Source organism: Anaerosolibacter sp., assembly GCF_029240175.1.
Classification (GTDB): domain Bacteria; phylum Bacillota; class Clostridia; order Peptostreptococcales; family Thermotaleaceae; genus Anaerosolibacter.
Map to the genome: position 1 here is coordinate 90,960 of NZ_JARBTM010000001.1, position 16,253 is coordinate 107,212.

At 38.6% G+C, this 16,253-nt stretch carries 14 protein-coding genes and 2 riboswitches; of the genes, 4 read left to right on the forward strand and 10 right to left on the reverse strand.

Annotation, left to right across the window (positions count from 1 at the left end):
• Positions 1 to 2: 2 nt before the first annotated feature.
• Both gcvT and gltB read right to left on the reverse strand, forming a co-directional pair.
• Positions 3 to 1,109, reverse strand: coding sequence for a glycine cleavage system aminomethyltransferase GcvT (gcvT, locus tag K0R93_RS00440; RefSeq protein ID WP_300295879.1), 1,107 nt, complete (start codon positions 1,107 to 1,109; stop codon positions 3 to 5).
• 125 nt (positions 1,110 to 1,234) lie between these two features.
• Positions 1,235 to 1,311, reverse strand: a riboswitch (glycine riboswitch).
• 3 nt (positions 1,312 to 1,314) lie between these two features.
• Positions 1,315 to 1,418, reverse strand: a riboswitch (glycine riboswitch).
• Between the two features lie 106 nt (positions 1,419 to 1,524).
• The gene (gene gltB, locus K0R93_RS00445) at positions 1,525 to 6,015 is read right to left on the reverse strand and encodes a glutamate synthase large subunit (RefSeq protein ID WP_300295881.1); all 4,491 of its coding nucleotides are present in this window, start codon (positions 6,013 to 6,015) and stop codon (positions 1,525 to 1,527) included.
• A gap of 394 nt (positions 6,016 to 6,409) precedes the next feature.
• On the opposite strand from gltB, the gene K0R93_RS00450 reads away from it, so the two are divergent.
• The gene (locus K0R93_RS00450) at positions 6,410 to 7,690 is read left to right on the forward strand and encodes a glycoside hydrolase family 3 protein (protein WP_300295883.1); all 1,281 of its coding nucleotides are present in this window, start codon (positions 6,410 to 6,412) and stop codon (positions 7,688 to 7,690) included.
• A gap of 104 nt (positions 7,691 to 7,794) precedes the next feature.
• On the opposite strand, the gene K0R93_RS00455 is transcribed toward K0R93_RS00450, so the two are convergent.
• Complete coding sequence (locus K0R93_RS00455) at positions 7,795 to 8,616, reverse strand: carbon-nitrogen hydrolase family protein (protein WP_300295886.1); 822 nt, start codon at positions 8,614 to 8,616, stop codon at positions 7,795 to 7,797.
• A 172-nt stretch (positions 8,617 to 8,788) separates the two neighbouring features.
• Between K0R93_RS00455 and K0R93_RS00460 the strand changes: the two genes are divergently transcribed.
• Complete coding sequence (locus K0R93_RS00460) at positions 8,789 to 9,052, forward strand: hypothetical protein (protein ID WP_300295887.1); 264 nt, start codon at positions 8,789 to 8,791, stop codon at positions 9,050 to 9,052.
• A 48-nt stretch (positions 9,053 to 9,100) separates the two neighbouring features.
• Here the strand turns inward: K0R93_RS00460 and safA are convergent, their stop codons facing one another.
• The 3 genes from safA to K0R93_RS00475 all read right to left on the reverse strand — a co-directional run bounded on the left by safA (position 9,101) and on the right by K0R93_RS00475 (position 11,446).
• The gene (safA, locus tag K0R93_RS00465) at positions 9,101 to 9,727 is read right to left on the reverse strand and encodes a SafA/ExsA family spore coat assembly protein (protein WP_300295890.1); all 627 of its coding nucleotides are present in this window, start codon (positions 9,725 to 9,727) and stop codon (positions 9,101 to 9,103) included.
• 108 nt (positions 9,728 to 9,835) lie between these two features.
• Positions 9,836 to 10,672, reverse strand: coding sequence for a DegV family protein (locus tag K0R93_RS00470; protein WP_300295893.1), 837 nt, complete (start codon positions 10,670 to 10,672; stop codon positions 9,836 to 9,838).
• Positions 10,673 to 10,780: 108 nt separating this feature from the next.
• Positions 10,781 to 11,446, reverse strand: a complete 666-nt coding sequence (locus K0R93_RS00475; RefSeq protein WP_300295898.1) for a DNA-3-methyladenine glycosylase — start codon at positions 11,444 to 11,446, stop codon at positions 10,781 to 10,783.
• A 228-nt stretch (positions 11,447 to 11,674) separates the two neighbouring features.
• Here K0R93_RS00475 and K0R93_RS00480 point away from each other — a divergent pair, with 228 nt between their 5' ends.
• Entirely contained in the window at positions 11,675 to 12,379 is a 705-nt protein-coding gene (locus K0R93_RS00480; RefSeq protein WP_300295901.1) for an MGDG synthase family glycosyltransferase, read from the forward strand.
• Positions 12,376 to 13,050 carry a zinc dependent phospholipase C family protein gene (locus tag K0R93_RS00485; protein ID WP_300295904.1) on the forward strand — a complete coding sequence of 225 codons (675 nt, stop codon included), beginning with the start codon at positions 12,376 to 12,378 and terminating at the stop codon, positions 13,048 to 13,050. The genes K0R93_RS00480 and K0R93_RS00485 overlap by 4 nt, the downstream gene beginning before the upstream one ends.
• A gap of 260 nt (positions 13,051 to 13,310) precedes the next feature.
• Here the strand turns inward: K0R93_RS00485 and K0R93_RS00490 are convergent, their stop codons facing one another.
• From K0R93_RS00490 to K0R93_RS00505, 4 genes are all read right to left on the reverse strand, one after another.
• Positions 13,311 to 13,787: a diguanylate cyclase domain-containing protein gene (locus K0R93_RS00490; protein ID WP_300295906.1), complete on the reverse strand. Its 477-nt coding sequence runs from the start codon at positions 13,785 to 13,787 to the stop codon at positions 13,311 to 13,313.
• Positions 13,750 to 13,908 carry a hypothetical protein gene (locus K0R93_RS00495; protein ID WP_300295909.1) on the reverse strand — a complete coding sequence of 53 codons (159 nt, stop codon included), beginning with the start codon at positions 13,906 to 13,908 and terminating at the stop codon, positions 13,750 to 13,752. Before K0R93_RS00495 ends, K0R93_RS00490 begins: the two co-directional genes overlap by 38 nt.
• Positions 13,909 to 14,051: 143 nt before the next feature.
• A complete protein-coding gene (locus tag K0R93_RS00500; protein WP_300295912.1) occupies positions 14,052 to 15,293 on the reverse strand; it encodes an EAL domain-containing protein in 1,242 nt (413 codons plus the stop codon).
• A gap of 204 nt (positions 15,294 to 15,497) precedes the next feature.
• Complete coding sequence (locus tag K0R93_RS00505) at positions 15,498 to 16,088, reverse strand: 5' nucleotidase, NT5C type (RefSeq protein ID WP_300295915.1); 591 nt, start codon at positions 16,086 to 16,088, stop codon at positions 15,498 to 15,500.
• Positions 16,089 to 16,253 lie beyond the last annotated feature (165 nt).

Consider the following 16,253-nt stretch of genomic DNA (forward strand, 5'->3'; position numbering starts at 1 on the left):
CCTTATTTTTTATAGTTTTTACTATAGAATTTTTTGCTCACTACTTTGGCTTTTAAAGCTTTTTTTCTGATTTGAATTTCTAGAGGTGTTCCCAACTCTGCATAGGCAATATCCACCATTGCCAACCCAATATTTATCTTTAAGGTTGGAGAAAAATATCCCGTCGTCACAAAACCAATCATCGTACCATTGGACAATACGTCATACCCATGTCTTGGGATGCCATTCTCCTCCATCTCAAACCCTACAATCTTTCTTTTTAGCCCTTCTTCTTTCTGCTTTTGCAGTGCTTCTTTTCCAATAAAGTTCGCCTTGTTCAATTTCACGAACATGCCAAAGCCTGCTTCCAATGGGGTGATATCTTCTCCCAACTCATTTCCATAAAGGGGTAAGGTAGCCTCAAATCTTAAAGTATCCCTGGCACCAAGGCCTGCTGCCTTGATTCCCTTTTCTTGACCAGCCTCCATGATTTTATCCCATACTGCTTCTGCATCCTTATGATCCAGGTAGATTTCAAATCCGTCTTCCCCTGTATAACCAGTCCTTGAAATTAAACAGTTTGCACCGGCTATATTTACATCTCTTTTACAGTAGAAGAAACCAATCTCTGACAAATCAGTATCTGTAAGCCCTTGCAATATTTCTTGTGCCTTTGGCCCCTGAAGTGCCAGTTCTGATACATCATCAGAAAGATTTCTCATCTCAATATCGTAAGTGCCTACATTGTCTTTCATCCATTTATAATCTTTTTCAACATTGCCTGCATTGATCACAAGAAAATAGTGATTGTTCGTAAATTTGTAAACCAAGAGATCATCCACGATACCACCGTGGGGGTAACACATAAATGTGTATAAAATCTGATTGTCATTTAATACAGATACATCATTGGTCACCAGATTTTGAACGTATTCCCCGGCTTGTGCTCCTTTGATTTCAACCTCCCCCATATGGGATACATCAAATAGTCCTGCAGCGTTTCTCACTGCTTCATGCTCAGCCACAATGCCCTCAAATTGCACTGGCAGTGCCCATCCAGCGTAGTCAACAACCTTTCCTTTGTATTTCTCATGGGCAGGGAAAAGGGCTGTCTTTCTGAGTTCAGCCATAGAATCATCCTCCTTTAGAAATTTATTTTTATATGCAAATTGATTTTTGTTTTCTAAATTTTCTGTTAATTTAGTAAATAAATAAAGAGATATAGTGGCATGACAATAAAGCTGCCATTATATCTCTCTGTATTTTTGCCTGAGAGTTTCAACATGGATCATGTATTTCTCCTACGGCGCCGCCATTGCGATCTCTTCAGAGTTCCATCTAACAACGATATTTTTGCCTGAAAGTTTCTATCAAATAGATGGCTCTTCTGATATTGCTTCTTCGGCTATCTTCAACAAGATATCTCTCGCTGCTATCATATGGTCCTTATCAAGTTGGATAAATATTCTAGTCTGGATATATTTATTATATAAACATATCCAGACTATTTCAACAATTGATAATTAATTAACTTCTGAATTTGACCTAACCAATCTTTTCCATATGGCTTTGGTAAAGAGGTGAAACTACTTTAACAATTTTTTTCTGATATTCATTCCATTGATCTAAAATCACCTTCGCCTTAACACTTTGGGTATAAAGATAATGCTTATGAATTAAGTCTTTTACCTGTTGTACCTCTTTTAGATTTACGAGTCCCTCTATGTTTACCATATCTAAATTACATTGATCTACAAATCCATTCTCTTCGTCCAGAACATAGGCAACACCGCCGCTCATGCCTGCACCAAAGTTTCTGCCTGTAGCACCAAGGATCACAACCGTTCCACCTGTCATATACTCACATCCATGATCCCCTACACCTTCAACCACTGCAACGGCACCGCTGTTTCTTACACAGAATCGCTGACCTACTCGTCCTGAAATATAAGCCTCACCTGAGGTAGCTCCATACAGCAGCGTGTTTCCAGCGATGATGTTTCTACTAGGATCAAATATAATGCCTGCTGGAGGCACGACGATGATTCTCCCCCCGGATAACCCTTTGCCTAAGTAGTCATTGGCATCCCCTTCCAGTATTAGGGTCATACCCTTTGCAGCAAAAGCACCAAAGCTCTGCCCTGCCGACCCTTTCACCTCAACTTTTACTGCATCTTCAGGTATGCCCTGTTCTCCATAACAGCGAGCAATCTCTCCGCTAAGCATGGTTCCAAAGGATCGATCTGTATTTTTAATCCTGAGCTGATGATATATACCCTTTCCTTCTTGTAAAGCTGTCATGGTATCCTCAAGGATTTTGCTATCGAGGAGGGCTTCCCCGTTAAATTTCTGAGGCACTCCGTATTTTCCTGCGATACGTGAAGGCAGCTCCGGCTTATATAATATGGCAGATAAGTCGCAATCCTTTAGCTTTCCTACATTGATCTTTTCAATCTCTAAAGCATCTACTCTGCCAATCATTTCATCCATGGTTTTAAATCCGAGCTGAGCCATATATTCACGTACTTCCTCTGCCACAAAGGTTAAATAATTCATCACATGTTCAGGCTTACCCTTAAATTTTTCCCTTAATTTATGATCCTGGGTTGCAATGCCCGATGGACATTTATTCAAATGACATTGTCTACAAATCACACAACCAGCGGCAATCAATGGGGCCGTAGCAAATCCATACTCTTCCGCACCTAGTAGTGCAGCGATGACCACATCTCTTCCCGTCAACATCTTTCCATCCACTTGAAGGATTACTTTTCCTCTCAGATTATTTAACAAAAGGGTCTGTTGTGCTTCTGCGAGACCTAGTTCCCATGGCAATCCAACGTATTTCATGGAGCTGATAGGGGAAGCTCCCGATCCTCCATCATGCCCTCCTATAAGTACGAAGTCTGCATGGGATTTTACAACACCTGCCGCTACAGTGCCAACACCCATTTGAGACACTAATTTCACCCCTACCCGCCCAGCAGGGTTTGCATTCTTCAAGTCGAAAATCAGCTGAGACAAATCTTCAATGGAATAGATATCATGATGGGGCGGCGGTGAAATCAAATCAATCTCAGGTGTTGAATGTCTCACCTTTGCAATTTCAGGTGTCACCTTATCCCCCGGCAGATGTCCTCCTTCGCCCGGCTTCGCTCCCTGGGCCACTTTGATTTCTAGTTCATCGCAGTTCACCAGATAGTTGATGGTAACCCCAAACCTCCCTGAGGCCACCTGCTTTACAGCACTCTTCATATTTTGTCCTGTTCCATTCAATGCATATCTCCGTGGGTCTTCTCCCCCCTCGCCACTATTACTTGTACCACCCAGCCTATTCATGGCGATGGCTAGGGTTTCATGACATTCCATACTCAATGACCCAAAAGACATGCCAGAAATACGGAATCGCTTCACAATTTTTTCTACTGGCTCCACAGATTCCATGGGAATGCTGTTTATCTTTTTAAAGTTCAACAAACTGCGAATTGTAGCCCGCTTTTCATTCTGTCCGTTCACTTCATGGGCAAACAATCGATATTTCTGCAAATCACCATCGATACTGGCTTTTCTCAACGCACGAACGGTATCTGGATGTAGGATATGATATTCTCCATCCTTCCTATAGGATAATTCCCCGCCGTCATCCAGCTTTCCAAACTCCCGATAAGCCCGTTGATGTCTATCCAATACTTCTTTAGCAATTTCATCTAATCCAATACCTGATAAAATGGCTGGGGTATCTGTAAAGTACTCCTTAATCACGTTTTGATGGATTCCTACGGCTTCAAATATCTGGGCTCCACAGTAGCTCTGCAAAGTGGAAATTCCCATTCTTGAGATAATCTTTAATAGTCCTCCAGAAATCCCATCTCGATAGTTGGTATAGGCTTCCTCCAAGTCGGTTGCTTTCTTATGCTCCTTCTTTTCAATCATATGACCGATGGACTCAAATGCCATATATGGATGGACTGCCTTGGCACCAAATCCAATCAATAAAGCCATATGCATCACATCCCGGGCATCTCCTGCCTCTACGATCAAATCAACGGCTGTTCGAAGCTTCTTTCTTACCAAATGGTGATGCACTGCCCCTAGAGCCAATAAGCTCGGAATCGGTGCATTGTACATATCTACATTGCGATCACTCAAAACGAGAATATTGTAGCCCATCTTGACACTTTCTTCCGCCCGCTTACATAGATAATCTAGCCCATGTCTTAAGCCATTGCCCTCATGGTCTGCTTGAAAAACACAAGGGATGGTGATAGAACAAAAATCTTCCGTATGAAGACTGCAAATACCTTCAAATTCATGATTTTGCAGCACAGGGTGTTCTATCAGAATATATTTGTTATCCTTTTCCGTTTCTATTTCATCCAATAGCCTTCCATGGGTGCCTATAAACTGGATCAAAGACATAATCAAAGACTCCCGTATTGGATCGATGGCTGGGTTGGTTACTTGGGCAAATTTCTGCTTAAAATAGCTGAATAATAACTGGGGGCGCTCGGATAGTATAGCCAATGGTGTATCTATACCCATAGATCCAATAGGTTCTTTCCCACTTTTAGCCATGTAGAAAATAATCTTTTCTAATTCTTCCTTTGTAAATCCGAAAACCAATTGATTCCTATGCAATACTTCAAAGCTCATTTTCTTTCCATCAAAGGGCTTCTCGATAGCCTTCAGTGTCACACGATTTTTTTCTACCCAATCGCCAAAAGGCTTACGGTGATATGCCACTGCCTTTAGTTCTTCATCGGAAACAATCCTTCTCTCTTCCGTATTCACCAGCAAAATCTTTCCAGGCTGTAGACATCCTTTTTCAACGATGTTTTCAGGGGCTATATCCAATACACCGATTTCAGATGCCATGATGACCAAATCATCCTTGGTTTTTAGATATCGAGCAGGCCTTAAACCATTTCGATCTACAGTTATCCCTACCTTCACCCCATCGGTGAAAGCGATGGTGGCAGGTCCATCCCAAGGTTCCATTACCCTGGCATGATATTCATAAAAACCTCTCTTTTCCCGATCCATCTTATGGTCATTTTGCCATGCTTCGGGAATCATCATCATCATGATATTCTCCAACGGATGGGCATTGGCGGCAAATAGCTCTACCGCATTATCAAAGGATGCAGAATCACTGCCGCCAGGCTCCATGATAGGCAAGGTTTTGGAGAACTCATCACCAAATCGTTTAGAGTGCATTACACCTTCCCTGGCCTGCATCCAGTTGATATTTCCACGGATGGTATTGATTTCTCCATTATGGGCAATATAGCGGAAGGGTTGTGCCAGCTGCCAAGAAGGAAAGGTATTGGTGCTGTATCTTTCATGAATCATTACAATGGCTGTCTTCATCATGGGGTTTGAAAGGTCTGTATAAAACTCCTGCAATCTGCATCCTGCAATCAAGCCCTTATAGATTATGATCTGTGTAGAAAGAGAACAGATATAAAAACTCTCTGTGTAAGGCTTTTGCGTGTCAGTGATTAATTTTTGTGCACGTTTTCTAACCATGAGAAGCTTTCGCTCGAAAGCATCCCTAGCTTGCCCATTTCTGTCGATGAAGATTTGTACAACCACAGGTCTCGTAGCTCTGGCAGCTTCACCGCAGGCCTCCTCATCAATGGGTACAGTTCGCCAGCCCAATAGTTTCTGTTCTTCCTCTTTTAAAATTCTTTCCACTACTCCCTCGCAAAATATACGACTATGGGGCTCTCTAGGTAAAAAAATCATTCCCACTGCATAGTCTCCATAGCTAGGAAGATCGATGGACAATGCTTTTGTCTCTTCTTTGAAAAATTCATGGGGAATCTGGGTCAGGACCCCGGAACCATCCCCGGTGTTGGTATCAGCATCCACTGCACCCCGATGCTGTAAATTCTTTAGTATTTGTAATCCCTGTTGGAGAATTTCATGACTTTTCTCCCCCTTGATGTGGGCGACAAATCCTACACCGCAGCTATCCTTCTCCATACTGGGGTTATACAACCCCTGCTTCTCTGGTAACCCATGTTGAACCATTTTATTTCCCACCCTTTCAAATAGCAGCATACGGCAAACCAAAACTGCTAGAATAATTGATTTTTTGTTTAATTTTTATAATTTTCAGAAAAATTATATAGGAGTTATTCTATCATATTTATTCACTGCATTCAACAATTTTTGAATAATTTTTTATTCTAACTTTCTTTAAAAATCAAGCATTTTCAATGTATTGCATGAAAACGTTATCCTGCAAAAACTGTATATTCTCCTTATTTAATGTATTTTTATTCGCGCTCTTATATAATCATACTTCTACAAAATTTACATTCCTGTTATTGGACTTTTTCAATGGTCTAGCCGCGCCCACGTCCTTGTATTCCTGTCATTCTTTGCATATAATATCAATGAGTACATATAAGGATGTGAAACCATGAGCCGCAAAAGTTATTTATTTATCCTGTTTTTAATTTGCATTTTCGTCTTGTCTATCCTATCTGGCTGTTCTAGGCCAGAAAAAAACCGAGATACTACCCCTATAACACCATCAGAAGCAACAGAAATTCCAATGCCGCCTAAAGAACTTGATCCTTCCCAAATCTTATTGGAAAAGATGAACTTAGAAGAAAAAATTGGTCAGATGCTGATCGTTGGCTTTGAAGAAGCTTTGCCTACACCTCAGACACAGCAGCTCATTCAAGATAATAAAATCGGCGGCTTTATTTTATTTCAGAGAAACTATATGGATTTTGACGGAGCTGTCCAACTTACAAATCAACTAAAGTCGTGGAATAAAGAAAATCCTCTCCCCCTTTTCATTTCCATAGACGAAGAGGGTGGTACCGTATCCCGGATTCCCGATGAAGGTACGAAATTTCCTGATGCCAGGCTTCTAGGACAAATAAATGATCCCAATTTAACCTATCAAATGGGACAAGTCATCGGCAGGGAATTAAAAGCCATGGGTGTTAATCTTAACTTCGCTCCTGTATTAGATATCGTTGCATCAAAGGAGAACAAGCTATTGATTCGTAGAGCTTTTGGAAGTACGCCAGAAACAGTTGCAGTCCATGGCCTGCAATTTATAAAAGGCCAACAGAAATCAGATGTTATCGCAGTCCCGAAGCATTTTCCAGGCCATGGTGATACCATCGTAGATTCCCATGGAGGACTTCCTAAAATCATGGCGGATAGAGATATGCTCAATCGTCGCGAACTCATTCCCTTTAGAGAAACCTTCAATGAGGGGGTTTATGCTCTTATGGTTGGTCATTTAGCCTTTCCACTTATAGATCCTTCTGGATTGCCTGCTACCAAATCAGCGGTAATAATGAAAGATCTGTTGAGAACTGAGCTAAGCTACGGAGGCTTAATCATCACCGACGATATAGAGATGTCTGCATATATGGGCCAGAAGGATGATTTAGAGGAGTCTATCCTATTATCTATCCATGGGGGTGTAGATATTTTCGTTGTGGGGCATACCTATGATGTTCAGGTTAAGATCCTAGATATTATAAAAAGAGCCGTTCAAGACGGCCGCATTTCTGAAGATCGAATAAACCAATCTGTTCTAAGGGTTATACGGACAAAAAATAAGTACCATCTGTCTGATGAAATGATCAATGTGGAGCAGGCAAGGCAAAATTTTGGTATAAATGAGCACAAAAATGTGTTGGAAGAAATTAAACGACGGTCAAAGAAGGTGCGCTAAAGCGCACAGACCAAGATCTAGATCGAGGAAAAAAAGGATAAGGGGACGAACACAAGTCGTCCCCTTATCCTTATCTCAGTCTTAATCTTGATCTTGATCTCAATCTACTTCTTCACCACATCATACAGAGTAGTTCTTCGGTGCTGTAGCAGCGGCAATTCCCTTCGTACTTTCTTTACCTTTTCTAAGTCTATCTCTCCGTAGAGGATTGTCTCTTTTTCGTCGGCTTGGGCAATCACATCTCCCCAAGGACTTACAATACTGGAATGACCATAGGCATGATAAGTTGCATCCATATTTCTCGCTGGCGACGCGGCCACAAAATATACTTGATTGTCTAAAGCCCGTGCTTTTATCGTGATATCCCAGTGTGCTGGTCCTGTAGTCATATTAAAGGCTGCAGGTACAATGATAACCTCCGCACCCTCTAATACCATTAACCGCATCAGTTCAGGAAACCGCATATCATAGCAAATAGCCACACCTATTTTCCCAAATTCCGTTTCTACGACGGTAATTTCCTCACCATACCCCAAGGTATCGGATTCTTTAAATCGTATTTTGCCTTCCACATCAATATCAAAAAGATGCATCTTTCGATGTCGGCCAATCAATTTGCCATCGGGCCCAAATATGAATGAGGTATTGTAAATATGATCTCCCTCCTGCTCTGGTATGGAGCCAGCAATTAAATAAATATTGGACTCTATTGCCATCAAGGATAGCCGCTCTGTGGTCTCCCCTGGATAGGCTTCCGCATAGAGAGGAAAATACTTATTCTCATAAGGACAATTAAACATTTCTGGTAAAACAACTACTCGAGCCCCGTTTCCTGCTGCCTCACGGATCATGGATTCTGCCTTCTCTATGTTCTCTACTTTATCTTCCATCACCATCATCTGACAAATCCCAATTTTAAATTGCATGCCATTCCCTCCATTCTTACTTGATCTCAATCTCACGGTTTTATCCTTATTATACCTTTCTTCTCTACCATTATAAATACCGTTTTATATAGCTATCTACCGAGTAATGTTGGACAAATGGTGGTATAATGATAATATCTACTTTTAAATATCACTGAAGGGAGTGCTCAGAATGAACTTAAGCGGATTACATACACTGCTCCAAGAAAAATTCTCCCGATTACAGGGTGAATTTGTTTTAGAAGAAGATCATATTCAATGGGTATATGAAACAGAGACTGCTGAGGATGGACAAGATGAAAGATGGGATACCTACTGTGAAGTGCGTAAAGCGATAGAAACCTTAGTCGTAGAATCAGGTTTTCGCATCACTGAGGTAGGGGATTATGATAACCTTATTTATCTCACAATCTATGAATCTATGCCTATGGATTAGTTTATATGTATAAAAGAAGCTATAGCACAGCTATAGCTTCTTTTATATTTAATATCTTGGCTTTATAAACATTTGCGTCCAGTAGGTACTGCCTTTGCTGTTGACAGCATAGCCTACACCAATTTCGGTATAACTCGGGCTTAAAATATTCTTACGATGGCCTTCAGAGTTCATCCAGCCTTTCATTACATCGGCAGGTGTTTTCTGCCCCATGGCGATATTTTCACCGGCAGTAGAATATGCGATGCCGAAGCTCTTCATCATATCGAATGGTGATCCATATGTTGGTGATGTATGGGAAAAATATCCCTTGTCTCTCATATCCATGGATTTATATCTTGCTACTCTGGATAGCTCCCAGTTTTCCTTTAATGGCTGTAATCCATTCTTTGCTCTTTCCACATTCACCAATCGTACCACTTCTTTTTCAAAAGCTTCTTCAGGACTGTCGGCAGGTACATTCACCTTCATGCCTGGATAAATCAAATTGATATTTGAAATTTGAGGATTTGCTTGAATAAGCTCCTTTACACCAACTTCATACTTTACTGCGATCTTCCACAAAGTATCTCCTGATACCACAGTATGGGTACTCGTTGCTGCTTCAGCGCTAATTGTATTTGCTGAAACAAATAGGAGACAAGCTAATGTTGAACCAATTAACAGTTTTTTCATGTCTTATTCCCCCTTTTGTTAAAGTATAAACTATATACCTCTCGGGGGTAACCCTCAAATAATGGCATGTGATGCATTGTTAACCAATTTATTTCATTTTATTAACAATTAAAAGCAAACATAGATAGCACCTTGGGCTGCATAGGTACCAATCACAGGCCCCATCGAACTAAGGAGTATCTCCTTTGGCTTGACCTCTGCCTTCAACATTTCTATGAATTCGTTTGCCCGTTCTATACAACCAGCATGGCTAATTCCTATTACCCGATCAGAGAAATCAATATCCTTATTTTTAATCGCATCAATGATATAGCGTAACGCCTTCTTTTCGCCTCGAATCTTTTCCCTTACCTTCACCGTTCCTTCTTCCTTATCTATATACACAATCGCCTTTACATTTAACATGCTGGCGGCAACATAGGAAAACTTGCTTACTCTGCCACCTTTCACTGCATTTTCCAATGTTTCTAAGTATACCAGGGTATCTAAGCTTTCTCTATACTCCGTTAGTCTTCTTATGATTTCAGATTTGGATAGTTCCTCTTTTACCAGTTCACAGGCCTTCAATGCTTGCATGCCTACCCCCAAGGAACCATTTTTGCTATCAAAAACTGTTAGCGCATCTCCTATAGATTCTTTCAGCATATTTACGGTCTGATAGGTTCCACTAAGAGCCGACGATAAGTTCACTGATAGTACATGGGTATACTCCTTCAAACTTTCTTGAATGATATGCAGTACATCTCCAGGTGCCGGTTGGGATGTCTTTGGTAAAGATTCAGCCGCTCGGCATTTTTCATAAAACTCTTCATGGGTAATATCTTTGCCATCGGTATAATCTTTTCCGTCTATGTATATATGCAGAGGTGCCACACCAATATCATATTGCTCAATCAAATGCTTTGGTAAATCACAAGAACTATCGGTTATTATTTTTATACGCATCTTGATCCTCCTCAAGGTATATACTTTAACTTTAAACGACAAGAATCGATATTGCAATTATTTTTTTAAAATTGTCTAAAAATACACACGCTGTCTATCGTCCATATACTACCCCTTTGAAACATAAGGGTTTCCTTTGATAAAAAAACGCCATTCAAACTCCTTCGCTTCCTCGGCATAGTCAATATTAATTCTTTTAGACACACCTATGTCAAATTCCTCTTTATCCTTCAAATCTTCTATAAAAATTTTATCTCCCATTAAAGACGCTCCATAAAGCTCCTTCGTAATTCCCATAGCCTTACACAGCTTTCCTGGTCCATTCGTCAGGTTGATGATTTGGCTCCGCTTCAAAGTTTCCAGGGGTTTCCCGTAGCGATGAATGCTCATCTGCTCTATCCCCTGGGTCGGCTCTAAACCTCTTAGGAGCACCGCTGAACCTTCTCCTTCCTTACCTGTAACTACATTCATGCAATGATACATCCCATAAATAAGATAAACATATACATACCCCCCAGACCAAAACATTACCTCTGTACGCTCTGTTCTGAGATTATTATATGTATGGGCAGCCTTATCTATGGCACCAATATAAGCCTCGACTTCAACGATTTTTCCTTTTATTTCTATCCCCTGATTCCGATGTACCAAAACCTTCCCCAATAATCCCTTGGCGACGTCCAAGGTATCTCTTTCATAAAAGACCTTCGGGAGCTTACCCATATGCTCATTCCTCCTTACCATGGCATTGTTGTTTCTTATGATATTGTTCATTGGCAAAAATCCTTCAATTTTATCTTGCCATTTATGTCTTGATCTATTCTAAAAATATAAAGGGATGAACCCCTTAAAAAATTCCCATCTAACACTATGCATGGGTATTATGGCAATACGTGAAACACGTTCTACAAGATTGAATTTTAACATAATCTTTACTTTTTTATCGAATAGATTCAAAAATACTGCTTTATGATTAAATTATGAATAGAAAGGGGGATACGTATGAATATTGCTATTGTTACTGCTTCAATAGGTCATGGTCATAATTCTGTGGCTTTGGCACTTCAGGAAACACTCCATGACGATGGCTATCATAATACACAAATATTCGATATATTAGATGACAGTAAAATATCTCAGTTGCTAAAAAGTATTTACTTAGAGATTGTAGACAAAACTCCATATTTGTACAGTAAAATTTATTCATGGACACAGCGTTATCAAAGCACTACTACTTTAATAAATTACTTGAGTTTTCTTTGTTTGAAGAGTCTAACCAACATCAAAAAAGTATTTAAGCCTGATATATTTATATTTACACATCCATTCCCTGTCATAGGCTATCATCAATCCTTAAGAGTTCCTGCATGGACAATTATTACAGATTATTCTTTTCATCCAATCTGGTTTAACCCTAAAATAAGAGGCTATTTTGTTGCAAATAACGAAATACAAGAGCAATTATATAAGACCAACTATCCCATGGATCGTGTATTTGATACAGGAATACCTTTAAAAAAGAGCTTTTCCAATACAAAAAACATAGATAGATCTCATATGAAATCAGATAACCATAAACCGCTAATACTTATTATGGGAGGTGGATTGGGCATTGGAGGACTTAAGGAGATAGTAGAGGAATTGGACAAGCTAGATTATTCTTTTCAATCAAATGAAGTCGCACTCCCCATGGAGAAGTCTCTATGAACAAACTATTACTTCAAAAAGAACCCGCTGAATGCCTTGTCCATTCTTTCTGTACATCCCAAGCAGTTGATATTCTTAAAAATGATCAACATACCATCTTAGGTGATAACCTTGGCAAATATTTAAGAATATTTAATAGAGGTAATTCGTGGAGCGATGAAGGCTTTAAGAACATCCATCATTTTTATCATCCTAAAACAGGTAGGGGAATCGTAGGCTTAGCAGGTGCTGACAGCCAGTTGTATATGAACATCGATAGAGCTCAGAAAGCTTTTAGGAATTCATCCTTTGAAGATTGTTTTTTTTACCTTGGGGCAACTTTACATCTAATTCAAGACGTATGCGTTCCCCATCATGCACTAGGACATCTATTAAAAGGTCATAGCGAATATGAAAACTGGGTATTAGAGAATTATACATCTTTTCAAGTTTCTGATGGTGGCATTTATAATTTCAGTAATCCCATGGACATCTTACAGCACAATGCATTTTCCGCTATTGAATATAGCGAATTAGTGCTGAATCCGAATTCTAAAAATAAGATTGAGGCTACTAAAGAGTTGCTTGGTCTAGCACAGAGAACCTCCGCAAGTTTTCTTTATCTAATTTTTAAAGAAATACTACCTTTTGATTCATTTTTTTTGCAAAAACCTTCTAGCGTGATTATATAAAACATTTTTATCTTCCGCTATATCCCATAATATATTTCCCCTCTTTATCTGCTCAATTCTTATGAAACCATATATTTTATAGGAGCTCTGTGGATTGAAAAGAGCAATAATGGAACCCCATAGATTTGCATAAGCAAAAGCTAAGGGGTTCTTTTAATAGATTTTACATGATTGAAGTTATTTAAACCTTAAGTTAACTCTTCATAGAAATACTCATGGTTATATGAATATCTGATTACACCATTCTCCTGTATTATCCTTTACTCATTGGCTTCTCCTATAATATAGTTACTTTCCCAGCACGCCTTGCATTTTTTCTTAATTTTACTGGCATACTCTGCCAACTTAGATGCATTTTCAAAGTTATTAAATCTATTTGTAACAACTGCAATAGATAAACTCATCAATGGAAACTTCTCAATGATACCATGTCGATTTTCAGCTGTAATATATCCATTTCTTCGATCTATTTCTGAATAAAAATCTAGAATTCGTTTATTAAATTTGTCAATGATTGCTTCACACAGCTTATGAATTTGATGGCTTTCCACTATGACTACGAAATCATCACCCCCTATATGACCTAAAAACCCCTCGTGAAAATCAAGGGCTTTCATTCTCTGCTCTATAAGTCCTGCTGTCATCTCAATGATCTTATCTCCATTGTCAAACCCATAGACATCATTGTAGGGTTTAAAATTAGATTGTATCTTTTGGTCCTCTACATAGAGCCTCATACCCCAATATACTACCATCCTTTAGAGAAATGATCGACTGAAAAACATTTTCTATCGCTTCGTTGGCTATGATTTTCTCCAATTTCTTATCATTTAAAAAGTCAATTCCGTTATGGCTCATTTTATTCACTCCATACAATTCATTGTATAATTAGGAATTCAGTCCTAGTTACTTTCATTATATAGATACAAATTGTAATACAAAAACAGAAGTTCAAGGTTTTATTCCCCATCCCTTCTGTTTTACTCAATCGACACTAATAATTATTCCAATGGTTGTTGAAAATCTTCTATTCGATCGTTTAATACAGTTAACAATTTCCTTACAGATACAATACCATAGTATTTATTATTTCGGGTTACGATAAGATAATCATAAATATTGCTATCACTTCGCGCAGTGGCTTTTCTACATGCCTCTTGCACAGAAGTAGAATAGTCAAGAATAAGAGGATTCTTTTCCATAATCTTTACAATACTTTCTTTTAGAAATTCATCGCTCTTTGATCTCAATGAAATTTCCAGATCTAACTTTGATTTCATAATAAGTCCAACAGGCTGTGTTTGATCACACACTACTAAGCCCTGTAAATTGTGAATGTTCTGCAAAGCTTCGTTGACCTGTCCAATGGAACTAGTAATTTCTATTACTTTGTCAATTCTTGCAATTTCTCCAATCTTCATTTCATATAAAAGCGTGTCAGTCTTAACCTTTAACTGATTTCTAGAGACGATCTTCTCTTTTATTTGCTGGCCAATTGAAGTAAATTCAGCAGCTGGTCTCTGAAAAAAATATCCCTGTCCATATTGTACGCCTATATCAATTAAGGTGTTTAACTCATTGACTGTCTCAATTCCTTCAGCGATCAGCTGCATATTGGTAATCTTCGCAAAAGAGTAGAAAGTTTTCATAAGTTCCTGTTTAATGCTTTCCTTATCAATATCTCTTACCAGAGCCATGTCAATCTTTATGTATTGAGGGCGGGTTTCTGTCAAGAGTCTTAAACCAGAATAACCTGCACCTGTATCATCTATTGCAATTTTATATCCTTGACTAATATAGTTTTCGATTGTCTTTCTAAAACTCTTGTAATCACTGACAGCTGTTTTCTCTGTAATCTCAAATATAATATTACTAGGATTCATTCCAAACTTAGATATATAATCTTTTGTGGACCCTTTCTTAAATTTTCTATCCTTTATGATTTCTGGATTTACATTTATAAAAAGTAATTTACCCGTTGGTAACTCTCTTGCGTTTTCCAATGCCTTTGTTCGGCAGAGCAGCTCTAATTCCCAAAGACGGTTGAAGTGTTCAGCTGCATCAAATAAATTTCCTGGGGACTCAAAAAAAGAATCGCGGGGTCCTCTGCTTAATGCCTCATATCCTAAAATATGACCGTCATCCAAGCTTACAATGGGTTGATAGACTGTTCTGATGGATTTATTCCTTAAAATCTGTATCAATTCATTATAATCACATATATTTTTTGCTGGCGTACTCACAGTTTCATCCCCTATAGTTCATTATTTTCATATTCATTATATATCACTTTTACTTATGTCCATGTTAGAAATTTGTTAAATTATGGTGAAATTTGTCGTTGATTTTTTTCTTTTCTTGTACACATTCTGCTTTCAACTTTATTTTTTATAGGAAAAGTATTACATGAAAAAAAGGCTTTCTAGAAGCCTTTCGCTCATCTTTATTTAAGCAATTTTTGTTGACTTTTCATTTGAACCTGCAATATATTCCTCAATAACCTTGTGGATCTCTTTCCAATCATAAACCCTTGTTATTCCTGGAATTAGCGGTAGTCGATTATAGTTACAGTCCATTAATAGTACTTCAAAACCTGCTAATGCCAGTTGAATTGCATTTTCATATCTGTCCTCTATAAAAATGTCACAGCCCAGTTCCTTTGCCTGATTTACTTTATAATGACTTCCTAGCAAATGCAATTCTCCTTGGGGTAGTTCATTTCTATGGAACCATCCTTTGGTTACCTCTTCTAGTGTCTTTTCCCTGGCAGTAATATAGTAAATATTATGCTTTTGATTTAATTTCCAAAGGATTTCTTTTGCGTTCTGCCGTAAATCTGCCTGGGCATGGATTTCCTCACCATACATTTCATAAAATTTCAAGTAGGCTTCTCTCGGTATTTTTAATACTTCGTGAATATCATAGACTTTCACTTCAGAAGGCTTTATATTCGTTTTAAAGTATCTGTTCGCAATATCCAACCAATAATATGCTCCCGTAATGGTGCCATCAATGTCAATACATAGATTTAATTTCATTAGATCTACACCTCTCCTTCCGAGTTTATACTCCTATTGTATAACTTCATCTTTAACTACAAATTAAAACCATATTAATTTATAGTTAAGAATGTCAGTGTGATTTTGACTCATTTCCCATGATTGTTTAGTATCTATCAATTCATTTATAACAATCTATTGATG